The 24,585-nt window shown below is 39.7% G+C and carries 24 protein-coding genes and 1 other RNA gene; 11 read left to right on the plus strand and 14 right to left on the minus strand.

Annotated features, from left to right (window positions below; all coding sequences use genetic code 11):
• Positions 1-8 precede the first annotated feature (8 nt).
• The gene (locus I6F43_RS04895; protein WP_197101295.1) at positions 9-251 is read left to right on the plus strand and encodes a hypothetical protein; all 243 of its coding nucleotides are present in this window, start codon (positions 9-11) and stop codon (positions 249-251) included.
• A gap of 3 nt (positions 252-254) precedes the next feature.
• Here the strand turns inward: I6F43_RS04895 and I6F43_RS04900 are convergent, their stop codons facing one another.
• On the minus strand, positions 255-1,229 hold the full coding sequence (locus I6F43_RS04900; protein WP_197101298.1) for a glutathione S-transferase family protein: 975 nt from the start codon (positions 1,227-1,229) through the stop codon (positions 255-257).
• Between the two features lie 21 nt (positions 1,230-1,250).
• Positions 1,251-2,093 carry a pirin family protein gene (locus I6F43_RS04905; RefSeq protein ID WP_197101300.1) on the minus strand — a complete coding sequence of 281 codons (843 nt, stop codon included), beginning with the start codon at positions 2,091-2,093 and terminating at the stop codon, positions 1,251-1,253.
• Positions 2,094-2,294: 201 nt separating this feature from the next.
• Between I6F43_RS04905 and I6F43_RS04910 the strand changes: the two genes are divergently transcribed.
• Both I6F43_RS04910 and I6F43_RS04915 read left to right on the plus strand, forming a co-directional pair.
• A complete protein-coding gene (locus I6F43_RS04910) occupies positions 2,295-5,399 on the plus strand; it encodes a bifunctional diguanylate cyclase/phosphodiesterase (RefSeq protein WP_010554287.1) in 3,105 nt (1,034 codons plus the stop codon).
• Positions 5,400-5,488: 89 nt separating this feature from the next.
• A complete protein-coding gene (locus tag I6F43_RS04915) occupies positions 5,489-6,376 on the plus strand; it encodes a LysR family transcriptional regulator (protein ID WP_010554286.1) in 888 nt (295 codons plus the stop codon).
• Between the two features lie 3 nt (positions 6,377-6,379).
• Here the strand turns inward: I6F43_RS04915 and I6F43_RS04920 are convergent, their stop codons facing one another.
• Positions 6,380-7,333: a YihY/virulence factor BrkB family protein gene (locus I6F43_RS04920; RefSeq protein ID WP_007582878.1), complete on the minus strand. Its 954-nt coding sequence runs from the start codon at positions 7,331-7,333 to the stop codon at positions 6,380-6,382.
• A 117-nt stretch (positions 7,334-7,450) separates the two neighbouring features.
• Here I6F43_RS04920 and I6F43_RS04925 point away from each other — a divergent pair, with 117 nt between their 5' ends.
• Positions 7,451-8,530, plus strand: a complete 1,080-nt coding sequence (locus I6F43_RS04925) for a mechanosensitive ion channel family protein (RefSeq protein WP_197101302.1) — start codon at positions 7,451-7,453, stop codon at positions 8,528-8,530.
• A gap of 75 nt (positions 8,531-8,605) precedes the next feature.
• Here I6F43_RS04925 and rnpB read toward each other — a convergent pair.
• Positions 8,606-8,968: RNase P RNA component class A (gene rnpB / locus I6F43_RS04930), an RNA gene on the minus strand.
• Between the two features lie 42 nt (positions 8,969-9,010).
• Positions 9,011-9,868, minus strand: coding sequence for a 16S rRNA (cytidine(1402)-2'-O)-methyltransferase (gene rsmI, locus I6F43_RS04935; RefSeq protein ID WP_010554279.1), 858 nt, complete (start codon positions 9,866-9,868; stop codon positions 9,011-9,013).
• Positions 9,869-9,929: 61 nt separating this feature from the next.
• On the opposite strand from rsmI, the gene I6F43_RS04940 reads away from it, so the two are divergent.
• From I6F43_RS04940 to dolP, 4 genes are read left to right on the plus strand one after another with little or no spacing between them, the layout of a single operon-like run.
• The gene (locus I6F43_RS04940; RefSeq protein WP_007582872.1) at positions 9,930-11,807 is read left to right on the plus strand and encodes a penicillin-binding protein activator; all 1,878 of its coding nucleotides are present in this window, start codon (positions 9,930-9,932) and stop codon (positions 11,805-11,807) included.
• 19 nt (positions 11,808-11,826) lie between these two features.
• Positions 11,827-12,198, plus strand: a complete 372-nt coding sequence (locus tag I6F43_RS04945; RefSeq protein ID WP_165721141.1) for a YraN family protein — start codon at positions 11,827-11,829, stop codon at positions 12,196-12,198.
• A 32-nt stretch (positions 12,199-12,230) separates the two neighbouring features.
• A complete protein-coding gene (locus I6F43_RS04950) occupies positions 12,231-12,824 on the plus strand; it encodes an SIS domain-containing protein (protein WP_002957968.1) in 594 nt (197 codons plus the stop codon).
• The gene (gene dolP, locus I6F43_RS04955; RefSeq protein ID WP_024590201.1) at positions 12,817-13,383 is read left to right on the plus strand and encodes a division/outer membrane stress-associated lipid-binding lipoprotein; all 567 of its coding nucleotides are present in this window, start codon (positions 12,817-12,819) and stop codon (positions 13,381-13,383) included. The genes I6F43_RS04950 and dolP overlap by 8 nt, the downstream gene beginning before the upstream one ends.
• A gap of 58 nt (positions 13,384-13,441) precedes the next feature.
• On the opposite strand, the gene I6F43_RS04960 is transcribed toward dolP, so the two are convergent.
• The 8 genes from I6F43_RS04960 to zapE all read right to left on the minus strand — a co-directional run bounded on the left by I6F43_RS04960 (position 13,442) and on the right by zapE (position 19,971).
• Positions 13,442-13,879: a ClpXP protease specificity-enhancing factor gene (locus I6F43_RS04960; protein WP_007580339.1), complete on the minus strand. Its 438-nt coding sequence runs from the start codon at positions 13,877-13,879 to the stop codon at positions 13,442-13,444.
• Positions 13,879-14,505, minus strand: coding sequence for a stringent starvation protein SspA (gene sspA / locus I6F43_RS04965; protein WP_002957965.1), 627 nt, complete (start codon positions 14,503-14,505; stop codon positions 13,879-13,881). Before sspA ends, I6F43_RS04960 begins: the two co-directional genes overlap by 1 nt.
• 80 nt (positions 14,506-14,585) lie before the next feature.
• A complete protein-coding gene (locus tag I6F43_RS04970) occupies positions 14,586-15,335 on the minus strand; it encodes a cytochrome c1 (RefSeq protein ID WP_007580337.1) in 750 nt (249 codons plus the stop codon).
• Positions 15,332-16,597: a cytochrome b gene (locus I6F43_RS04975; RefSeq protein ID WP_007580335.1), complete on the minus strand. Its 1,266-nt coding sequence runs from the start codon at positions 16,595-16,597 to the stop codon at positions 15,332-15,334. Before I6F43_RS04975 ends, I6F43_RS04970 begins: the two co-directional genes overlap by 4 nt.
• A complete protein-coding gene (gene petA, locus I6F43_RS04980) occupies positions 16,597-17,187 on the minus strand; it encodes a ubiquinol-cytochrome c reductase iron-sulfur subunit (RefSeq protein WP_007580333.1) in 591 nt (196 codons plus the stop codon). The genes I6F43_RS04975 and petA overlap by 1 nt, the downstream gene beginning before the upstream one ends.
• A gap of 580 nt (positions 17,188-17,767) precedes the next feature.
• Complete coding sequence (gene rpsI / locus I6F43_RS04985) at positions 17,768-18,160, minus strand: 30S ribosomal protein S9 (RefSeq protein ID WP_024590200.1); 393 nt, start codon at positions 18,158-18,160, stop codon at positions 17,768-17,770.
• 8 nt (positions 18,161-18,168) lie between these two features.
• The gene (rplM, locus tag I6F43_RS04990) at positions 18,169-18,597 is read right to left on the minus strand and encodes a 50S ribosomal protein L13 (protein ID WP_007378318.1); all 429 of its coding nucleotides are present in this window, start codon (positions 18,595-18,597) and stop codon (positions 18,169-18,171) included.
• 285 nt (positions 18,598-18,882) lie between these two features.
• Positions 18,883-19,971: a cell division protein ZapE gene (zapE, locus tag I6F43_RS04995; RefSeq protein ID WP_197101304.1), complete on the minus strand. Its 1,089-nt coding sequence runs from the start codon at positions 19,969-19,971 to the stop codon at positions 18,883-18,885.
• A 134-nt stretch (positions 19,972-20,105) separates the two neighbouring features.
• On the opposite strand from zapE, the gene I6F43_RS05000 reads away from it, so the two are divergent.
• From I6F43_RS05000 to I6F43_RS05010, 3 genes are all read left to right on the plus strand, one after another.
• Entirely contained in the window at positions 20,106-20,549 is a 444-nt protein-coding gene (locus I6F43_RS05000) for a YhcB family protein (RefSeq protein ID WP_007580324.1), read from the plus strand.
• A 131-nt stretch (positions 20,550-20,680) separates the two neighbouring features.
• Positions 20,681-22,033 (plus strand): Do family serine endopeptidase, encoded by a 1,353-nt coding sequence (locus tag I6F43_RS05005; protein ID WP_010554276.1) that lies wholly within the window; start codon positions 20,681-20,683, stop codon positions 22,031-22,033.
• A 102-nt stretch (positions 22,034-22,135) separates the two neighbouring features.
• Positions 22,136-23,218, plus strand: coding sequence for a trypsin-like peptidase domain-containing protein (locus tag I6F43_RS05010; RefSeq protein WP_007580320.1), 1,083 nt, complete (start codon positions 22,136-22,138; stop codon positions 23,216-23,218).
• A gap of 100 nt (positions 23,219-23,318) precedes the next feature.
• On the opposite strand, the gene murA is transcribed toward I6F43_RS05010, so the two are convergent.
• Positions 23,319-24,578: a UDP-N-acetylglucosamine 1-carboxyvinyltransferase gene (murA, locus tag I6F43_RS05015; RefSeq protein ID WP_007580318.1), complete on the minus strand. Its 1,260-nt coding sequence runs from the start codon at positions 24,576-24,578 to the stop codon at positions 23,319-23,321.
• Between the last annotated feature and the right edge of the window lie 7 nt (positions 24,579-24,585).

Consider the following 24,585-nt stretch of genomic DNA (forward strand, 5'->3'; position numbering starts at 1 on the left):
AAATTACTATGTTAGTTAACCACTTAATTAAAGCACCTAATGAAAACGTTGATGCTCTGAGTAAGCAAATGGATACGCGCAGTGAGTTGAAACGCCAACATCATGCAGCGTTTCAATATAGACTAAAGCGTTTTGCCGCAACTAAAGTGGGACTAACAAGTGCCTTTTTAGCCGGTGCAGCTGTACAAGCAGGGAAAGGCGAAACCAGCTTGGTAAGAAAATACGGCTGGCTTGTTAGGCTGTTTGCTTAAACGTTAAACATTTCTACCATGATCAGATAGGTAATCAACACTTGGGCCATTTGGCACAACTTGTGTTGGATTGATCATTGTATGGCTAAAATAGTAATGACGTTTAATATAATAAAAATCAACTGTCTGTGCTACTCCCTTAACCTGATATAGCTCTCTAATGTATCCGCTCAGTGCAGGATAGCTTTCAATTGTGCGTAAATTACATTTAAAATGGCCAACGTACACACTATCAAACCGAATGAGAGTGGTGAATAATCGCCAATCTGCTTCTGTGAGGTTATCCCCTGTTAAATACCGCTGTTTGCTCAGTATCCCCTCTACTGTATCAAGTGCTTTAAATACATCATTAAATGCCTCTTCATACGCATCTTGAGTTGTTGCGAACCCCGTACGATAAACACCATTATTTATACTTGGATAAATCAACGCGTTTAATTCGTCAATTTTTGGTTGCAGTGCCTCAGGGTAGTAGTCATCGTTATTACCTGTTAATTCATTAAACGCACTATTGAACATACGTATAATATCGGCAGACTCATTACTGACAATTTTATTCAGCTTTTTATCCCACAATACGGGAACGGTTACTCGCCCGGAGTACTTTGGGTTATTTTTTGTATAAACTTGATGTAAGTAGTTACTATTAAATAAAGCATCGCCAGTACTGTGGTTTTGCGTATCAAAAGCCCAACCACTATCAAGCATGTCAGGGCTAACAACCGACACCGTAATTAAATCTTGTAACCCTTTTAGCGCTCTAAATATAAGCGTTCGATGCGCCCAAGGACACGCAAGTGACACATATAAATGATACCTGTTCGCTTGAGCTTTAAAACCGGCCTCGCCCGTTATTCCAGCGCTACCATCTGCAGTGATCCAGTGACGTAACTGCGCCGTTTCGCGTTCAAACTTACCGTTACTTGAATCGGTGTCGTACCATTTATCTTGCCATTGGCCGTTAACTAATAATCCCATAAAACTCTCCTAAAAATACCGTTAAATTTTGCCAAACTCGCCGTTTTGATAATCACGCACTGCTTGCTGTACTTCAGCTTGCGTCGTCATTACAAACGGCCCCATATGAGCAATCGGCTGATTAAGTGGATCGCCGGCTAAAACCAAAACACCAGCGCCGTGCTCAGAGCTAATATTAATGTCACTACCTGGTTCTAAAATAAGTAACTTGCCCGCTGGTATTGTTTGATTGTCGCTCGTTATTAGTGAGCCGCTATGAATATAAAGCATTACTTTTTGTTGGCTAAGAGGCTCTAAATAAATGCTTTTACCAGCAGGTAATATAATATCAGCAAGCGCCGCATTAGCAGCTAAACTTTGCAGAGCGCTTGTAAGCGTTTCACTTTCAAACTGCCACGATCCCGCAAGTGCTTTTAACGTCACACCTTGCGTATTTGTAAAACTCGGAGCTGGGTTTTTAGTCGTATCTTGATAACGTGAATCACGCATTTTTTCTGCGCTTGGCATATTGATCCAAATTTGAAAGCCATGCAGTCCATCTACAGCATCCGCGAGTGGCATTTCACTGTGCATAACGCCGCGCCCTGTACTCATCCATTGCACATCACCTGCTTTAATTGCTTCTCTGTTACCCATTTGGTCACGATGTTCAAAGCCACCTTTTAGAATATAAGTAAACGTTTCAATACCTCGGTGCGGATGCTCAGGAAAGCCTCCCATATAATCTTTTTTGTCGTCTGACTTAAGTTCATCAATCATTAAAAAGGGATCTAAATATTTACCATCAAACCCAGGTATACGGCTAATACTCACACCATCGCCATCTTGAGTTGCATAAGCTGTAAGTATTTTTGATATTTTCATTTATTAATTCACTCTAAAGAATAAGTTTATGAGGTTATTAAATCATCCATTAAACAAAACAACTATGTCTTTAAATCGACCTTAACATTCCAAAAAATAGAACTATAATGATTCATTGGTTACATTTTCAACCTTATAATTACTATGGTTATTTGGAGTGAATTTGGCTACAATTGTTATTGCAAAATACAAAACTAAGGAATGGTTATTTTTACTTATTCTCTCAAACATCAGCTTTATCGTTTACTTATATTGCTAAGTATTCCGGGCACCGCTGTAATTATTTTTACACTGCTGCTTGAACGCGATCACTCTATTGAGCAAAGTGAAAAAAAAGTAGAAAATATTGCTAAGCAATTAATTTTACAGCAAAAGCACTTAGTCGATGATATTGACCGTTTAGCGCGTTATTTGGCTAAAGAGGAAAGTAAGAAAGAAAATTTAGCAACGACCTGCCCTAATTATTTTAATCAATTTAGATCTATTTACGCACATGTTGCCAATATCGGGATTATAGATCCAAATGGCATTGTTATATGCACAACAAGCGGGTTAGCCAAAACAATTAATATTGCCGATCGGGCGTATTTCCAAAACGCCTTAAAAAGTAACCAATTGTCGGTAGGTTATTTTCAGCACGACCGAAGTCTGCAAAAAAACACCCTTAATTTTGCGTTACCTATTATTAATAAAAAAAATGTAATTCAGGGCGTTGTAGTTATCGTTGTTGCGCTTGACTGGTGGAACAATGCTTTTAATGACATTGAACTTCCGCCAGGTTCTATTGCTGCAATTGCTGATTCTAACGGAAAAATTTTAGCGCGTTATCCACCTACAACGGCCGCGCTTGGCGATAATATTGCACAGACTTTATTAGCAACTGATTCTTCGATTGATAATGAGGCATCAACAAAAATAAAATCCATTGAAGGTGAAGCCCGAATGCTTCACCACTCTGTTATTTACAGCGATCCGAGTAATAACAGCTTAAATATACATATCGCACTTCCTGTTACGCATGCTTTAAAGCAAATAAATAATAATTTTTTTATAGCGATTGGTGTGTTTATTTTATCGCTGCTGATACTGTCTTTAATTGCACGTAAACTACTTAAAACCAGCATTATTGACCCAATTAATAATCTAACAAATGCAACAAACGTATTGGCTAAGGGCGAGATGCCCGCACAAAAAATACAACCCAATAATCCAGAGCTAAATACTCTCTATCAGCGTTTTAAATCAATGGCGCAAACTCGGTTAACAGCTGAAGCTAATTTAAAAAACAAGCATGATGAGCTTACTAGCTTGCTTAATACTCTGCCCGATAGTTACGTTAGAATTAACATCCATGGCGATATTCTCAACATAACAGGACAGTTTAAGCCTCAAGTAAATCCTAACAGCACTGTAGTACCTCATTTATCATCAATACTTTCACACAGCAATGTTCAGCTTTTGTTATCGCAGTTATCTAAACTTGATGTTTCGAGTAATTTAGAATTCACACTCGAAAAATCAGATCCTAAACGCAGCTTTGAAGCACGTATTAGCGCAATGCAAAGTAAAAATGAATACGTTGTTGTGCTACGAGATATAACACAACGAAAAGTAAATGAAGAAGCACTCCACCTTGCCTCACTAGTGTATAACAACAGTAGTGAAGGCATGGCAATCACCGATCCAACGGGCATTATATTTGATGTAAATCCTGCGTTTTGTAAAACGACTTTATATAGTAAAGAAGAAGTTATTGGCCGGTCCTCTTCAATTCTTTCATCAGGAAAACATGATAAGAATTTTTACAATAAAATGTGGTCTGAATTACAGCAAACAGGCCGCTGGCAAGGCGAGGTTATTAACCGTAAAAAGAACGGGCAGCTTTACTCTGAGTGGCTCACAATCGATACTATTTATGATACAAACAACGCACCTATTCGTCGTATCGCGATATTCACAGACCTCACAGAAAAAAAACAAGCTGATGAAACCATTTGGCGACAAGCTCATTTTGATCACCTAACTGACTTACCAAATCGTTTAGAGTTAAAGGAGCGATTAAATCAACGATTTTCAAATGTTGTTACTCCAGATAATCAATTGGTTGTCATGCTTTTAGATATTGATCACTTTAAAGATATTAATGACACATTAGGCCATCACTATGGCGATAACTTATTAAAACTCGTATCTCAGCGTATAGTCCAGTCGGCAAAAAACGCTGAGTTTGTGGCACGAATTGGGGGAGATGAGTTTGTTATTGTATTTAGTCACATTAAAAGTACGCGCCATATTAATCAAATTGCGAGTAATATTTTACTTAGTCTATCGTCAGCTTTGCATCTTGAAAACGAAGAGTTATTTATTAGTGCAAGCATAGGCATTGCTTGCGCTCCTAATGATGGTGAAAATACTGAACAGCTTTTAAAGGCAGCCGATCAGGCTATGTATAAAGCAAAAAGTAATGGTCGTAACTGTTTTGAGTTTTTCTCTGCTGACATGCGCGAATATGCACACGCGCGCATGGTGCTATTAAAAGACTTACGAAGTGCCATAGAACTTGAACAGTTTGAGTTATTTTATCAGCCCATAGTTGCTTTAAATGATTTACATATTCATAAAGCTGAAGCGCTTATTCGTTGGCAACATCCCGAAAAAGGCCTAATTAGCCCTATCGCATTTATCCCACTTGCTGAAGAAACCAGGCAAATAAATGCAATTGGTCAATTTGTATTTGCCCAAGCTTTGCAAACACTTAACGATATAAAAACACTAACCGATGATACTTTTCAAATAAGTGTAAACGTATCGCCAGTGCAATTATCCACGCCAGAGAGTGGCATAGATGAATGGTACGATATGCTAAAAGCAGCAAAGCTGCCTGCTTCGTCAATTGTCGCAGAAATAACTGAAGGCTTAATGGTTAACCCTGAAGCACTTACGCAAAGACGCCTAAAAGAAATAGTAAAATCAGGTATGCAGCTTGCTCTTGATGACTTTGGTACCGGGTATTCGTCGCTCGCTTACTTACAAGAAATGGACACCGACTATTTAAAAATAGATAAACGTTTTGTTGATAATATTCAAGTAGGCAGCCAAGAACTTGCATTGTGTGAAGCCATCATTGTTATGGCGCATCAGTTGGGCTTAAAAGTAATCGCCGAAGGAATTGAAACTAAATTACAAATGCAGCTACTGCTTGAAGCAGGATGTGATTACGGTCAAGGTTATTTATTTTCAAGACCTTTAAATAAAAGCAGTTTTATGGCACTTCTAGCTGATAAAAAAGTAGCTTTGTTAAAATAAATAGACAAAAAATCACTGTTACGCAATAAATAATGCGTCTGCGCGGTCAAGTTAAGCAATCAGATATAAAGTAGTAACAGGATTTAAAAATGGCAAAAGCAACATTAGAGCAATGGCGAATGTTTAAAGCGGTTGTGGATCATGGCGGGTTTGCAGGCGCAAGCGCAGCTGTACATAAAAGTCAGTCAACCGTACACCATGCTGTGCAAAAACTTGAAGCCGCCTTGCAAATTAAGTTGCTTGAAGTAAAAGGCCGTAAAGCATTTTTAACCGATAGCGGTAAGCTGATTTTACGCAGAGCCGAGTTTTTAATTGAGGAAGCGACTAAAATAGAATCGGTAGCAAGTACACTAAGCGAAGGCGTGGAAAGCACATTAAAAATAGCTGTTGATGAGGTTTTTCCACACGCTATTTTATATCAAGCACTTGCTAAAACGAGTGAGCTTTACCCTCTTTTAAAAATTGATTTAGTAGAAAGCGTGCTAACAGGTGCAAACGAATTATTACATAACTCAGTGGTTGATTTAGCTATTTCGTCAATTCCTATCTATGGAATTAGTTGCAGTACGTTATGCGATATAGAGTTTATAGCGGTTGCGCATAAAGACCATGTATTACACCAACATACTGAACAACTCAACTTTCGTGATTTAAAGCTACATAGACAAATAGTAGTTCGCGATTCAGCAACCCACACCAGTCACAATGAAGGCTGGCTAGGTGCAGATATGCGCTGGACAGTAAGCCACTTACGTAACTCTATTGATATGGTTAGTCAAAATTTAGGTTACGCTTGGCTGCCAAAAACACAAATTGCACACTTAATTGAAGATCAAACCCTCATTGCACTTAATTTAGACCAAGGTACAACCCGCACTCTTAATTTATATTTAATGTGCAACGACAACGATAGGCTTGGTCCTGCAGCACAAGAGTTTAAAGAGCAAATTACTGCACTTACTAATTTAGCTAATTAATAGCTATTCATTTTTTACATCGAGGTGATCTGCTACATAGGCGCCTCGCTGCCCACGCTCTTTAGCCGGCCCTACAGTGCTATCTTTACCTGTTTGCTGCTCAGTAGCTGCATTAATTACAGCACCTAATGTGATTATATAAGCGCTGATATACAACCACATCAGCATGATCACTACACCACCTAGTGAGCCATACGTTTCATTGTAACTAGAAAAACGCGACACATAAAATGAAAAACCTATAGATGCTAAAATCCAAAGCACGGTAGCAATAGACGACCCCATTGTGATCCAACGCCATTTAGCAGGTTTACGATGTGGGGCATAACGATATAAAAGTACCAATGCAAAATTAAAGGTAAAAGCCAATAATGGCCAAGAAATGAGTTTAATTAATAAATCTATACTTTCTTTTAGTCCCACTAAATTAAGTACAATAGGTAAAATACCAATAATTAATAGCGCAAAAATTGCGACTACAATCGCTCCTACCGAAAATAAAAAGCGCACTAGTTGAGCCTGAAAAAATGAGCGTTTTTCATACTCACGATAACTAATATTACATGCAGTAATAAGTGCTTGGCTGCCCTTTGAGCTACTCCAAATAGTAAGTATGAGCGTACCAATTGCACTTAAGCTCAAGCTTGCACTTGATGTTTTAGCTAGGCTAGAAACCTGAGACAAAATCAGTTCGCTGGTGCTTGGTGGAAGCAAAGTAACTATTTTACTTAAGTGCTCACTAATATCTGTTGGGGATGAAAAGTACGCATACACCGATACCATCGCCGCAATGGCTGGAAAAATAGCAAGTAACGCATAAAATGCCACACCGGCTGCCACTATAGATAAGTTATCTTCACTCATTTGCTTAAAAATACGTTTAACAATATCCCACCAACCTATAAAAGGGATATGTGCAGGCTGCTCTGCTTGCTGTCCTCGTTTAGCTTCTTTCATTCTAAACCTCAATATTTGTATTACGTTACTACAGCAAAATATTTGCCAAGTTATAAGCGTTTGGTACCAAACTTGCTAATATTTATCTATATATGACTCTAACACGGAAGATAAGCCATGCTCGGTACCCTAAAAAGCAGTGTAGCGCTAAATAATACAACACCAATAACTGAAGTGATCAAAGTTGATACACTTTCGTGGAACTTCTTTTATGAGCAAGGCGTGCAATTACTTCACGTAACAGCGCAAATATTACCCACTATTTTACTCGGTATAATGCTTTTAGTACTCAGTTACTTAATTTCAGGACCACTTTCTAGATTACTAATCAAACCCATTGACTATATGACTGACAGCAAGCTTGTTCACCTAGTTATAAGGCGCAGCATAAGCACCCTAATAATTTTATTTGGGGTATATTTATTTTTACGTTTAGCAGGGCTTACTCAGTTTGCTGTTGCTATTATGAGTGGGACTGGGTTAATAGGTTTAATACTCGGCTTTGCTTTTAGAGACATAGCAGAGAACTTTATTGCCAGTTTATTACTGAGCGTACAAAGACCTTTTAAAATTGACGATGTAATTGAAGTGGATGGCCGATTAGGTATTGTTAAAAAAGTAACAGCAAGAGCAACCACACTTGTTGATTACGATGGCAATCATATTCAAATACCCAATGCGACTGTATATAAAAATACCATTAAAAACCTAACTGCCAATCCAAAAATGCGCGGCAAAGTAGAAATTGGTATTGGCTACGATAACGATATACGCAGCGCACAAACCCTCGCCCTCGATATTGCCAATCAACAAAATGCGGTACTTAGCGACCCACCCGCGCAGGTTTTAATAAAAAACTTAGGCTCATCTACTATTAACTTCGTTTTGTATTTTTGGGTTAATAGCGAGCAGCACAGCCCATTAAAAGTAGCCTCCCAGCTTATGCGCGAATTAGTCAATGAGTTCACAAAACAAAACATCAGCATGCCTGATGACGCACGAGAGAGAATTATACTCACCGACCCTAATGAAAATGCTTCTAGCTTAGAGGAAAAACAACCATCGCAAATACAAAGCGAAAAAAGTGAAACTGTTGAGCAAACTAAAACGCTTGATGATGTAAGTAGTGATACCGACGAAATACGTGAACAAGCAGAGCAATCTCGCGATCCAGAACAAGGGAAAAATATTATTTAATAATACTTAAATTTTATTAACTAAAATTTAAACACAAAAAAGCCCGCAGTGTTAACTGCGGGCTTTTTATTGAATGAGTGAGTCAGCCGTATAAGCCGGGTTTTGTCCTTTCCGAAGAAAGTGATAATCATTCGTCTAGGCCATAAATCGCTCTATGGCTCAAGCAACCTACCCGGTTCCAACGTGGGCCACGCCATAAGGAACCCTATTTGGTCTTGCTCCGAGTGGAGTTTACCTTGCAACCGACTATTACTAGCGGCCCGGTGCGCTCTTACCGCACCCTTTCACCCTTACCAATCGAGATTGGCGGTCTCCTCTCTGCTGCACTTGTCGTGGGCTCACGCCCCCCAGCCGTTAGCTGGCACTCTGCCCTATGGAGCCCGGACTTTCCTCCCCCTGATCATTTTCGTCACAGGCAGCGATCATCTTGGCTGACTCGGCGCGCAGTATACATGAGGCTAATACCAAGCGCAGTAAAATTTACTCTTTTTCTTCAATAATTGTTTTGTATAAAGCGTTTTTCTTCATACCAAAGTATTCAGCAACCACACCACAGGCCTTTTTCATTGGCATTTCACTCTCAAGAAGTGCCAGCATTTTGCGCGCTTCAGGCGGAACATCGTCTATTTGCTTTGGTTTGCCCGGAAGCATAAGCACTATTTCGCCGCGCTGCTTGGTAGGATCATCAGTTAAAAACTGTTTAAGCTCACTTACACTACCATTAAAAAATGTTTCAAAGGTTTTGGTTAGCTCTTTAGCAAACACAACTTGCTGCTCATCACCAAGGGCTAGTGCTAAATCATCAAGGCTTGCCATAATACGGTGCGTACTTTCGTACATTATGCTGGTAATGCCTGAGTTAACAGCTTCGGTAAAAAAGTCTTGGCGAGCTTTGCTTTTAGCTGGCGTAAAACCAATAAACTGAAAACGGTCGGTTGGTAAACCTGAACAACACACGGCTGTAATTGCAGCACATGCACCTGGAACAGGTGTAACATGGGCGCCTTGTTCGCGGCATAGATTTACAACAGCGTAGCCTGGGTCACTAATTAGCGGTGTACCAGCATCAGATACTAAAGCAATATTTAAACCTTGATTAAGTTGATCAATAATTTGTTGTGCTTTTTGCTTTTCGTTGTGGTCGTGTAATGCAAACGTTTTTGCCTTAATACCAAAGTGGCTAAGTAGCTTGCCGGTATGGCGAGTGTCTTCAGCAGCTATTAAGTCAACTTGCGATAATGTCGCAATGGCACGGTGACTTAAGTCGTCATAATTGCCAATTGGGGTGGCAACAATGTAAAGAGTGCCAATTTTCTGTGAATTCTCCTCATTTAACATTGAGGTCTCCTGCGTCAGTCAGTAATATAAGCAAATCGCGTTAACGTATTGGGAAATCATTGTGCGACTTAAACTAGTTAGTCTATTAATTATATTGTCAGGGTTATCGGCGTGTAGCACAACCGAAAAACCAACTAAAAACAGCGATAACGTAAGTAACCGCACTAATGCACTGCAAAATCAGGCAACCAGTGCGCAATCTATCTATCAATTGGCGCAAAACCGCCAAGGTGCCGATAAAATACAGTTATTGTATAGCGCCCGTGATGCAGCAATTAGTGAGCAAAACTGGCCTTTATTAGAGATAATTGGGAATGAGCTTGAATTAACCGCAAGTGTTGATCAAATCCAGAACCGTCTTTATATTGCATTTGCACAAAAACAACAGAATAAAAATGATCAAGCTTTGGTTATTTTACAGTCGCTAGACGGACAACTGACTCAACCTGAGCATTTTGCTTGGCATCAGTTTTTAACGGCCAGCATTTACGCATCGCAAAATTTTCCTAAAAAAGCTGCACCCTACTTTTTTAGAGCCTCTGAAACAGCAACAAAAAATAATATAGAAATCCCTCAACTTAATCAAAATTTGTGGGATAACTTAAAACAACTCTCTTCTTATGCACTTGAACGTTTTAACCGTGGTTCGGTCATTCAGCAAGGGTGGGCTAACCTAGCGTTATATCATCAAGTATATGCAAGTAGTGGCGTAGAGTTAGATCAAGCGATCAACAATTGGCGCAGACGCTATATTGGGCATCCGGCTTTTACTGTATTACCTGAACAAGATGAAATGCTTACTGAACTTGCTCCTATCAATATAGAGCGCTTAGTTGTGCTGTTTCCACAATCGGGCCCTAACGAACGTTTAGGTGATGCCCTTAAAGCTGGCGTATTAGCTGCACTTGATACGCAAAATATCAACGACACTATTTTTATTGATGAAAACCTAAGTACAGAAGAAATTGCAGCGCAACTTGAAGAAATAAAGCCTGACTTTGTAATTGGTCCTCTACTTAAAGCAAATATTGATAAACTTGCCAATGCACAAACTCTTATTGATACTCCGGTACTGCATTTAAACACCTTTGATGGTGAGCGAATTTCGCTTCAGCATTATTACTTTGCACTAAACCCTGAGCACGAAGTACAACAAGCCTTAGAACACTTTTTAACTAAGGGCTATCAAAAACCTATGTTACTTGCACCAAATAACGCAAATGGCCAACGCTTGGTTGATTACTTTAACTTACAGTGGCAACGCTATAGCGAAACCAAGCCGCAAATAGGTTTTTATAACGATAAAAAAGATATGCCTAATACAATTACCAGCTTGTTAGAAGTTGATAAATCAAAAGAGCGCATAAAAACGATTAAAGCACTATTTAAACAGGAAGTAGAAAACGAAACCCGTTCGCGTAGTGATATAGACGTTATTTATATTTTGGGTGATGCAATAGAAACACGCTTAATTAAACCCTACCTCGATGTAAACGTAAGTACATTTGCAGATCGTATTCCACTTTATGCCAGCTCTAAAAGTCATAGTAAACAAATTGACAGTACTGACAAAGGCGACTTAGACGGCCTATACTTCACTGAATTGCCGTGGATGCTCGATTCGCAAATTAAACAACATAACTTACGCCAGCAGTATGATTCGTTATGGCCAGAGCAAGTAGATATTAGCCAACGCTTATTTGCAATGGCGTACGATGCTGTATCAATATTACATGACATCAGGCAGTTAAGCGTAATGCCAGGCAATCAATATAGTGGTTTAAGCGGTAAGTTATCTGTTAATACCAGCGGCCATATAGAACGCACGCTCGACTGGGCTCAATATACAAACCGTCGCATTAAGCCTGTGCAATTAGAAACACAACGCCCTGTACCATTGTTTATGCAATCAGCAGGTGACATACAAACTATCAATTAAATTTAATTAAGGGGGCGGCATGTCGTGGTTTAAAGAGCTGTGGCACAATAGTCGCGAAAAAGGCCAGTATTATGAGCTTGAAGCGCAAAAATACTTAGTTACTCAAGGGCTAACACCCATTGAACGTAATTATTACTGCCCCTTTGGTGAGCTTGATGTCATTATGAAAGAAGGCGATACCCTTATATTCGTTGAGGTTAAGTTTCGCAAAAATAATGCTCGTGGCGGTGCCAACTATGCGCTTAGTCCACAAAAACAAGCTCGATTAAAACGTAGTATTTATCATTACTTAGCAGCTAAAAATTTAACTAACCAAGCTCTAAGAATTGATTATGTAGCCATTACAGGAGAAGCATCTCCTAATATTAATTGGCTTAAAAATGTATTTTAAACGCAAATACAAAGATAAATTATTGGTAGGCTATGCAAGACACAATTAAAGAAATTTTTACAGAAAGCATTCAAGTTCAAATCGCTGCTGGTGAAGTGCTACCTAGTGCGCTTGAGTCAGCTGCATTTACTATTGCACAAAGTCTGATCAACGGAAATAAACTCATTTGCTGCGGTACTGCAAATTGCCACATGCTCGCTCAGCATATGGCGGGTGTGTTGGTTAATCATTATGAAACCGAACGTCCCTGCTTACCTGCAATTGCTCTATCGCAAGAAAACGTTAATCTTGGGCAAAGTACTCAAGTAGACGATCACGATACATTTGCTCGCCAAGTCCGCGCTTTTGCCCAGCAAGGTGATTTATTGCTCGTACTGGCTATAAACGGTAACGAAAAACATGTTATTTCTGCCGTTGAAGCTGCACTAACTAAAGATATGAAGGTCATAGTTATGGTTGGTGATGATGGTGGCGAGTTGGTAGGCCTACTTGGACCTAACGATGTTGAAATTAGATCGCCATCTAAACGCCCTAGCCGCATTATCGAATCCCATTTAGTTAACTTACATTGTTTAAGCGAACTTGTTGATTTAACGCTTTTCCCTCAGGATGAAAATTATGTTTAAACGCTCTCTTATTGTTTTAGGTACTGTTGTATTACTGCAAGGCTGCGCAGCCGCTGTTGTTGCAGGTACAGCCAGTGCAGTAACTGCAGCGAACGACCGTCGTACTATTGGCTCTCAAATTGACGATAACAATATTGAAATAAAAGCCAGTATTGCACTTAGCGAAGTAGAACGTCTTGAAAAGTTTGCCAATATAAGCGCTGTAAGCGTTAACGGTATTGTTTTACTTGTTGGCCAAGTATCTAACGAAGAAATGAGAAACGAAGCGCAGCGCACCATTGAGGGCGTTTCAGGTATTCGTAAAATACATAACCAAATTCGTATTGGCTCAAATACTGGCATTACTACACAGACTCACGACTCTTGGCTAACTTCTAAAGTAAAAGCCCAGCTACTAACAGCAAAAGACATTAGCAGTAATAACATTAAAGTAGTGACAGAAAATGCTGAGGTTTTTTTAATGGGCTTAGTATCTGACTCTGAGTCAACTCAAGCTGTAAATATTGCCCGCAATGTTTCTGGCGTAGAGCGTGTAATTAAAGTATTTGAATATATGTAAAGCAAAATACAGACATAAAAAAACCGCTTATTCAGCGGTTTTTTTTGGCATTTACTTATTATTTAATAACGCGTAAATGAGAGCCTTTTTTCTTCTCAGGCTTTTCTGGTGGTGTTTCGTCAATAAACTCAGCTGATGAATCAACACTTTCAAGCTCTGGCACAAAATCGTCTTCGTCCTCTAAAAACTCATCTGCGGTAAAGACTGTTCCTTCGCCATTTTCACGCGCGTATATTGCAAGCACAGCACCTAGAGGTACATACACTTGCATTGGCTGACCACCAAAGCGCGCACTGAAGCTAAGTTGGGTTAAGTCTAACGAAAACTGTGTGACCGCTGATGGACTTATGTTTAAAACAATTTGTCCGTCTTGAACAAATTGTGTTGGCACTTGTACATTTGCAAATCCAGCGTCTACCACTAAATGCGGTGTACACTCGTTATCGACTATCCAATCAAAAAAAGCACGTAATAAATAAGGACGATTAGGCGTCATTATAAACGGATCTCACGCTCAGCTTCAGTTAAAGAGGCTTGGAATGACTCACGTTCAAATAAACGGATCATGTACTCTTTAAGCTCTTTAGAACCGGCACCATTAAGCTCAATACCAAACTCTGGTAAACGCCATAACAGTGGAGCTAAATAACAGTCTACTAAGCTAAACTCTTCACTCATAAAGTAAGGTGCTTCGCTAAAAATAGGTGCTACAGCAAGCAATGCTTCTGTTAGCTCTTTACGAGCTTGAGCAGCATCTGACGTGTTGTTACTGATTTTGTCAGCTAGGCTGTACCAATCAGTATCAATACGATGCATCATTAAGCGGCTACGACCACGCATTACCGGGTAAACAGGCATTAGTGGAGGATGAGGAAAACGTTCATCAAGGTATTCCATGATGATGTTTGCCTGGTATAAACCAAGCTCACGGTCAATCAGTGTTGGCACTGTACCGTAAGGGTTAATTTCGTGAAGTGCTTCTGGCAAGTTATCTTTTTCAGCCAAATGAATATCTACACTTACACCTTTTTCCGCAAGTACAATACGTACTTGGTGGCTATACATACAGTTAGCACCAGAAAAAAGGGTCATTACAGGGCGCTTATTGGCAGCTACGGCCATGCCTATACCTCCATTAAATAACTAAAACAGCAAAAGGGGCTTAAGCCCCTATTGCAAAATTACCTTTAAAAATGTTCAACCTAATGAACATCTCTCCAGTATTCTTTCTTAAGCATAAATGCCAAGATAAACAGGATAATTAAAAATCCTATTACCTTAATACCTAGCGCTTCCGATTCAAGACGTGAAGGTTCACCCACGTACTCAAGGAAGTTTGTTAAATCACGAGCCGCTTGGTCGTATTCATCTATGCTTAATTCGCCCGTACCATCTGTTTCAGTAGCAATAACTTTAGTCACAGTGTGACCATGCTCTTGTACTTCTTTAGTGATAGGTGTTGGTAAACCTTGTAGTTCTTGAAGAACGTGAGGCATACCTACCGATGGGAAAACAATGTTGTTAACCCCAAACGGGCGAGATTCATCTTTATAAAACGATTTTAAGTACGTGTAAATATAATCTGGTGATTTTACACGAGCAATTAGAGTTAAATCCGGCGGAGCCGCACCAAACCATTTTGCTGCATCGTCTTTTGTAATCGCGTTAGTAATATGACTACCAACTTTAGAACCGTCAAAAATCAACTGCTCTAAACCAACCTCTGTTGGGATACCGATATCACGAAAAGTACGTTCATAACGTTGATACTGCATTTGGTGACAACCAAGACAGTAGTTCATGAACAACTTTGCACCGCGTTGTAAAGATGGTTGATCAGTAAGGTCGTTGTTCGCTTCCATTAAAGGAACCGATGGACCCGCTGCCATAACCATGTTCGGCAACAAGTTTACTGATAAAGCAAATAAACCAATAATAAGCTTCTTCATCATTTCGTTAACCTCTCTGGCAATGGCTTAGTTTTTTCGTTCTTACTGTATACAAACAACAGTACGAAGAACATAAAGTAAGTCACAGTACAGATTTGAGAAATAATCGTTTTCATATCAGTTTGTGGAGTTGCGCCCACCCAACCTAGAAGAACGAAAGTTACAACAAAACCTGCAATGTTCCATTTATGGAAACCACAACGGTAACGAACCGATTTAACTCTACCACGGTCTACCCAAGGTAGTAACGCAAGTACCACAATCGATGCACCCATCGCCGCAACACCGATTAACTTATCAGGGATTGCACGTAAGATTGCATAGAATGGCGTAAAGTACCAAACCGGGAAAATATGCTCAGGTGTTTTAAGTGGGTTAGCTGCCTCGAAGTTTGGACCTTCTAAAAAGAAGCCATTCATCGCTGGCATAAAGAAAACAACCCAACAGAACAATATTAAGAAACCAACCACACCCACAATATCTTTAACTGTGTAGTAAGGGTGGAACGGTATCGCATCAACAATATCTTTCTTGTCAGTGTAATACTCATGAAATTTAAATTTAGGCTTATCTTCTTCAGCTACTGAGCCTTTCTTACGTTTAATCTCAATACCTTCAGGGTTATTTGAACCCACTTCGTGTAGAGCAACAATGTGTAAGAAAACTAAGATTACAATAACCAGTGGTAGTGCAATTACATGTAATGCAAAGAAGCGGTTAAGCGTTGCACCTGATATTACATAGTCACCACGGATCCAAAGTGTTAAGTCATCACCAATAACCGGAATAGCCCCGAATAAGGAGATGATTACCTGTGCACCCCAGAACGACATTTGCCCCCATGGTAATAAATACCCCATGAATGCTTCAGCCATTAGCGCTAAGAAAATAAACATACCAAATAACCACAGTAACTCACGTGGTTTTTGATAAGAACCGTAGATCATGCCACGGAACATATGCATATATACAACGATGAAAAACGCTGATGCACCGGTTGAGTGCAAGTAACGTAATAACCAGCCATATTCTACATCACGCATGATGTATTCTACTGAAGCGAATGCGCCTTCAGAAGACGGAACAAAGTTCATCGTTAACCAAATACCTGTTAGGATTTGGTTTACTAGTACCAACATGGCTAATGAGCCAAAAAAGTACCAGAAGTTAAAGTTTTTAGGTGCTGGATACTGTGCAATATGCATGTTCCAAACACGTGTCATTGGGATACGGTCGTCTATCCAACCAATAATCTTACCAAACATTAGGCTGCCCCTTTTTCTTCGCCCACTAAAATAGTGGTCTCATCAAGAAAAGTATAAGGTGGTATCTCTAAGTTTAATGGAGCAGGTACCGATTGAAATACACGGCCAGCCATATCAAATTTAGAACCATGACATGGGCAATAGAAGCCATCATCGGTTCCTTCAACTTTCTCACTAAAGTTACCTTGGAAAAAGCCAGGTGAACACCCTAAATGCGTACAAATACCTACAGCCAGAAAGATTTCTGGACGTAATGAACGGTAATCATTTGTTGATGATTCTAATTGTTGTGGCTCTTGCGAATGCGGATCACGAAGTTGACCTTCATGTTCTTTCATTTGCTCAAGCATTTTTGGGGTCCGTGATACAACCCATACAGGTTTACCACGCCACTCGACACGTATTAATTGTCCCGGTTCAAGTTTGCTGATATCTACTTCTACAGGCGCACCCGCAGATTTAGCTCGCTCACTTGGATTCCAAGACGCAATAAAAGGAACAGCAGCCCCAGCCGCACCAACACCACCTACAACAGAGGTAGCTATGGTTAAAAAGCGACGTCGGCCATTGTCTACAGGCGCATTGCTCATCCACTTATCTCCACTATGATTCTCAACACTTGCTATATTGAGAACATCAGTTACAGCAGGTTAATTATTCGAATTTTTAAAATAGAAGCGATCATAATTAAAACCCTTGATTAAAACAAGGTTATTCAAAGCCCTATGCTCGAATAAAACTAACTTGATCAAAATTTGATTAAGTAAGCTCGAGAATAAAGCCGAACGACTATAATAACGCTTCTGTAAAAACAATATACTGACCAAGATCAACACCACTAAGAGGAAACAGTAAAAACTGTACATAGTGCGGTTAAACTCACTCATTTTACTTCAATGCCAATTGTAGCAAAAAATTCCACCAATTAACTGATGGATTTAAACTAATTACGATAATTATTTAACTTTTTTGCAGCTATCTGAGTGTTTTTTAACTTTCGTTTGATTAATACGCAGTTATTAATCAATTTGATCATCATTAATTGCTGCAATCACCCAGTATCACCGTCGATATAAATAACTTTATATTAAGTTGCAAATGTAAACATTTTGATTTGAAAACAAAAAACCCAGCATAAGCTGGGTTTTTGAATTCTTGATAACGTATAGATTAACGTTTTGAGAACTGTGGACGCTTACGCGCTTTCTTAAGACCCACTTTCTTACGTTCAACTTTACGTGCATCACGTGTAACAAAACCTGCTTTACGAAGTTGTGAACGTAATGATTCGTCAAACTCCATAAGTGCACGAGTGATACCATGACGGATAGCACCAGCTTGACCAGTTGTACCACCACCAGAAACGGTGATGTAAAGGTCAAATTTTTCAGTCATATCAACTAGCTCAAGAGCTTGATGAACAACCATGCGTGCTGTTTCGCGACCAAAATACTCTTCTAGAGAGCGTTTGTTGATTACGATGTTACCAGTGCCTGGGCGTAAGAATACGCGAGCACTTGAACTTTTACGACGACCTGTACCGTAGTATTGATTTGCCATGATGGTGCTCCTTAAATGTCTAGAACCTGAGGCTGTTGTGCAGCATGGTTGTGCTCAGTACCTGTGTAAACTTTAAGTTTACGGTACATAGCGCGGCCTAAAGGACCACGTGGCAACATGCCCTTAACAGCCTTCTCGATGATCATTTCAGGCTTTGCAGCTTGAAGTTTATCAAAAGTAGTAGACTTAAGACCACCTGGAAAACCAGAGTGTGAATAGTACACTTTGTTTTTGAATTTGTTACCAGTTACAGTAACTTTTTCAGCGTTGATAACGATGATATAATCACCAGTATCTACGTGCGGTGTATATTCAACTTTATGCTTACCGCGTAGGCGATGAGCGATTTCAGTAGCGATGCGACCTAAAGTTTTACCTTCAGCGTCAACTACGTACCAGTCACGTTTTACTGTTTCTGGTTTAGCAACAAACGTTTTCATTTATAAAAATCCAATGTTTTTCAATTAAAACCACAAGTAGTTAATATTAACTACTGCTCTAAGTTTGCTATAACCCCTTCGAGTTTTAGACTTTTGCGCCGCTCACAAGTGGCTAGACTATATGAGGGCATAGAACGCAACGTGGCAGACGCGGGAGTATACCAGCACTTAAAACACATTGCTACTCGCCGGTTGTTTTTTCCACAAGAAATTTTAGAAATAAGAAGTACTATATATGCACCTCTTATTTTTAATGGCTAACCTATTACACTTTTACCTACTAATTTAAACCAAATGCTCTCTAGCTAAATACTCTAGAGACTGCATTTCTTGCAAACGGCTTATACAGCGCTTAAATTCAAAGTTTAAATTACCTTGGGTATAAAGTTCGGTAATAGGTTTTTCAGCCGATATAATTAAAGTTACATGGCGCTCGTAAAATTCATCCACTAAAGCAATAAAGCGTCTAGCGGCATCATCATTAGTTTGCCCAAGCTGTTTTACGTTAGAAATAATCACCGTATTATATAAGCGACTAATCTCCATGTAATCAACCTGACTACGCGCTGTTTCGCATAATTCACTAAACTCAAACATCACCATGCATTTAGCTACTTTTCGCGTTTTGATTAAACGACCTTCTATCTCTATCGGCTCATCTAATTGTCCAGGCTCTGACGATAGCTTATCGAAGTATTCAAATAGGTTTTTATCCGCTTCTTTATCTAACGGACTATGAAAAATTTCGGCTTGCTCTAAGGTACGCAACCGATAATCAATACCTGAGTCTACATTAACTATTTCTGTATTGAGCTTAACCAGTTCTATAGCAGGGACAAAGCGGGCACGCTGCAAGCCATTTCTGTAAAGCTCATCAGGCACTATATTAGATGTAGCAACAAGTACTATACCCCGTGCAAATAGCGCTTCCATTAAGCCACCTAGCAACATAGCATCGGTAATGTCTTGAACAAAAAACTCATCAAAACAAATTATGTCTGTTTCTGCTTTGAAAGTGTCAGCTATTTTTTCTAATGGATTAGCCGTATTGTTTAGTTTTTTAAGCTCATTATGCACTCGGTGCATAAATCGATGAAAGTGCACGCGCATTTTACGTGTGCCCGGTAGTGATTCGTAAAAAGTGTCAACTAAATAAGTTTTACCACGCCCTACTCCACCCCAAAAGTACAAACCTTTTATAGGCGCAGGTTCATCTTTACTAAATAACTTAGCAAAAAAACCTTTTTGTTTTGGCTTTGCCTGAGTTAGGTCATCGTATAGACGTTGTAAATGGCGCACAGCATTTTCTTGTGCTGCGTCGTGTACAAAGTCATCTCGCTTTAAGTCTTGTTGGTATGTTTGCCAAGGAGTCATATCTATTTACAGTTAAAACACAGTTTAATTTGCAAAGCATATTAACACGCATCATAACTCGGGGTATATTACACTTAGTATGATTTATAATTGAATCGGCATTCGTTAGTTATTTTCCCAAAGGGGTAGTTTTTATGGGCACAGTTATGTGGGTAGGTTTAATTGTTATTGCTGCTGTTGTAGCATTTTTTATTGGCGCATTTGTTACTAAAAAACAATTCAAACAAGATGAATTAAAAGAGCAGGCAGAGCAAGCTGAAAATGCGTTAGAGCAGTATCGTCAAGATGTAGCTGATCATTTAGCGAATACTGGCAAGCTCGTAAATAAAATGAAAGAAAACTATGATCAACTGCTTAGTCACGTTGAAGAAACAAACCAACTTCTTCTAGAAGATAGAAATAAAGCACCAGCAGAACCTTATTTTTCTAAAGAAACAACAGAACAACTACAAGCGTCTTTAAAAGAGCGTCGTTCAGATCGTTCTTCAGCCGCAGCACAACCAGCTGATTATGTATCGGGTGAATCTGGTTTATTTGCTGGTCAAAATAAAGTTTCAGAACATTCTAAAGTATCTTGATGAACTTTTTTTAGACCCCATAGTCTTTAGATATAACAGCTTTGTTGTTTTATCTTAATAAACCAAAAAGGGCTGCTTTTAAAGTAGCCCTTTTTGTTTTTGCTTTATCTTAAGTGGAGTTACCCCTGACTATGAAAATGAAATTATCACTTATCAGCGCAGCTATTCTATCTACAAGCTTATTAATGAGCCCTGTAGCGTCTTATGCAAAAATGCCAATTGCAGTAAATGGTCAACAACTACCCACTCTTGCCCCCATGCTAGAGAAAATATCTCCTGGTGTTGTAAGTATCCAAGTTTCAGGCTCTAAAGAAGTGCGCCGCCGTGCAGATCCACTCGAATATTTTTTTGGACAGCAACAGCCTCGCAGTCAAAAACGCCAATTTAGTGGATTAGGTTCTGGGGTCATTATTGATGCTGATGAGGGCTATGTAGTGACTAATAACCACGTAATCCAAGACGCCGAAAAAATGGTAGTTACTCTCGAAGATGGCCGTGAATTTGAAGCTACTAAAATTGGTACTGACACAGAATCAGACATCGCTCTTTTACAAATAGACGCTGATGACTTAACCGAAATCAAACTCGCAAACTCAGATAATTTACGGGTGGGTGACTTTGCTGTCGCTATTGGTAACCCATTTGGTCTTAGCCACACAGTTACATCAGGTATTGTTAGTGCCCTTGGTCGAAGTGGTTTAAACATTGAGGGCTACGAAGATTTCATTCAAACCGACGCAGCTATTAACCAAGGTAATTCTGGCGGTGCCTTAGTTAACCTCAATGGTGAGTTGATTGGTATTAATACCGCTATTTTAGGTGCTTCTGGCGGCAACGTGGGCATTGGTTTTGCGATTCCATCTAATATGATGAAAAATCTAGTCGATCAAATTATTGAACATGGTGAAGTGCGTCGAGGCTCGTTAGGCATTTCTGGTCGTCCACTTGATGCTGGACTTGCAAAAGCACAGCAACTTGATGTCAAACAAGGTGCTTATGTAATGCAAGTAATGGACGACACCGCCGCAAGTAAGGCTGGAATTGAAGCTGGTGACGTTATTGTTAGCATAAACGGTGGCGACATTAGTGGTTTTCATGAACTACGTAGTAAAATTGCTACGCTAGGTGAAGGCCGTGAGATAAAACTAGGCATTTACCGCGATGGTAAAATTAAAACAGTGAAAGTAACCCTTGATGGTGCATCAGGTGTTACAGCGACCGGTGAAGAGCTGCATCCTGCATTCCAAGGCGCGACACTTGAAAATGTACAAAAAAATAGTAATAAAGGTGTTGAGGTTACTTCAGTAGATCCTCGCTCACCGTCTGCCCGTGTTGGCCTTGAAGAAGGCGATATTATTATGCAAGTGAATCGTCAACGAGTAGAAACAATTCGCGACATGAATAAAATCATCGACAGTACAAAAGGTAATATAGTACTTGGCGTGCAACGTGGTCGTGAGTCTATATTTATTTTAATTCAGTAATAAATAGCACTATTAATGTAATAAAAATAACAGTGGCACTTGCCGCTGTTATTTTTTTTATGTCATCATAAAGAGATTGCTCACTTACATAATAAGAAAATCGTGCTGAAACTAATAAAATTTATTCTTCCCCCTTTATTTGCAGGCCTAAGTATTGCTTTTTTAGTGGTTTTTTTCAGCCCTAATATGCGAGCGGCTTTACTTCCAAATGTTCCCCTACCAAGCGCAATGAGTTCGAGTCACCTGAGTTTTTCTGATGCAGTTAAACGAGCTGCTCCTTCTGTGGTTACTATTTTTTCAGAAAGTATTTCCAAAGAACCTCGTTATAAAAGAAAAAACACGGTACAAGAGCTAGGCTCTGGCGTCATCATGTCGCAAGACGGTTACATTCTTACCAACTACCATGTTGTTAATAATGCAGATCAAATTATGGTTATTCTAACCGATGGCAGACGCTTTTTTGATGTACAGCTAATTGGTTTTGATACTATTACTGATTTAGCCTTACTTAAAATAAATGCAGATCACCTTCCGGTAATTCCTGTAAATGATAGCTATGTATCCAGTGTAGGCGATGTTGTACTTGCCATAGGTAACCCGCTTAATTTAGGCCAAACAATCACGCAAGGCATTATTAGCGCAACGGGTAAGCAAAAAATTACAGACAGTCCGTACAATAACTTATTGCAAATGGATGCGGCTATTAATGTGGGCAACTCTGGCGGCGCATTAGTTAACTCCAATGGTGATTTAGTCGGCATTACTTCTGCGCAGTTTAAAACGCGTGAGAACTTGAATATTCAAGGAATATTCTTTGCGGTTCCTTACTCACTTGCTAAAAAAGTAATGGGTAAGCTCATTCGTCATGGTCGCGTTGTGCGCGGCTATTTAGGCTTTGAAGGCACAGCAGTAGATAGTACCGGCAAGGAAGTAAACGACAGCCTAACCCCAGTTACTGGCATGCGTATTACTAATTTAGACCCTTTGGGACCAGCATGGCAAGCGGGTATTGAAGAGCAAGATATTGTTATTAAAATTGCAGGGCTTTCGGTAGCAAATCCACAAAAAGTGCTGGAAGAAATAGGTAATACAGAACCAGGTAAAGAAATAGAATTTGAGCTTTACCGGAATGGTAAAATAGAAAAAATCATGGTGGTGGTAGCTGAGCTTGAAACAAAGCTTTAATAAAAAATAATACCAACTTTCATAAATCGTCAATAAAAAGGTCGGATAGCAATTTGCGTATCCGACCTTTTTAAAATAGCTTAGCTAGTTAAATATCTACTTAACTACTTCGACGTTTAATATTTGCACCCAACGCACTTAGCTTATCTTCAATGCGCTGATAGCCTCTATCAACGTGATAAATACGGTCAACAACCGTTTCACCCTGTGCCACTATACCCGTTAAGATTAAGCTAGCTGAAGCCCGTAGGTCGGTTGCCATCACTTGCGCGCCCGTTAAGCTCTCAGTCTCACCACAAATTGCGGTATGCCCTTCTAAACGAATATTAGCACCCATACGCTGTAACTCTGGTACATGCATAAAACGGTTTTCAAAAATCGTTTCTGTAATAGTCGCACTACCATTCGCTACTACATTTAATGCTGTAAACTGAGCTTGCATATCCGTAGGGAAACCTGGGTGTGGAGCTGTTTTAATATTCACGGCTCTCAGTTCTCGGCCACGCATATCAAGATAGATACTGTCGTTATGTACTTCTAAGTGTGCATTTGTTGCGCGTAATTTTTCAATCACAGGCTCAAGAGAATGAAAGTCAGTGTTTTTACAAAGTACTTCACCGCCTGCCATTGCTGCAGCGACTAAAAACGTACCTGTTTCTATTCTATCTGGTAAAATGCTGTGCTCGCATCCTGCTAAACGCTCAACGCCTTCAACTTCAATGCGGCTAGTGCCTGCACCCGTAATTTTAGCGCCCATAGCAATTAAGCAGTTAGCTAAATCAATTATTTCGGGCTCGCGTGCAGCATTATCAAGTATGGTTTTACCATCAGCGAGGGCTGCTGCCATCAATAGATTTTCGGTAGCGCCTACGCTTACCATTTCCATAAAGATTTCAGCGCCTTTTAAGCGACCGTTTACCTTGGCATTAATATAACCATTTTCAACGTTTATTTGTGCGCCCATGCGCTCCAAACCTTGAATATGTATATCAACAGGGCGAGCACCAATAGCACACCCACCAGGTAAAGACACTTGAGCTTCACCAAAACGAGCAACTAAAGGGCCTAATGCAAGTACAGAGGCACGCATTTGCTTAACTAAGTCGTATGGCGCTAATGTTTTATTAACCGTTGCGCCGTCAATCACTAGCGTATCGCCGTGCCAATTAACATCAGCGCCTAGAGTTTTTAATAAGGCTTCAGTGGTCACTATATCGCGAAGGCGCGGTACATTAGTAAATGTACTTTTTCCATCAGCTAATAATGAAGCAAACAAAATAGGAAGTGCGGCATTTTTAGCGCCAGAAATAGTCACTTCACCAGCAAGTGAAGTACCACCTTGAATTACAAATTGATCCATTAAGAGG

Origin of the sequence: Pseudoalteromonas sp. NZS71_1 (assembly GCF_015864305.1) — a bacterium.
Classification (GTDB): Bacteria; Pseudomonadota; Gammaproteobacteria; order Enterobacterales; family Alteromonadaceae; genus Pseudoalteromonas; species Pseudoalteromonas arctica.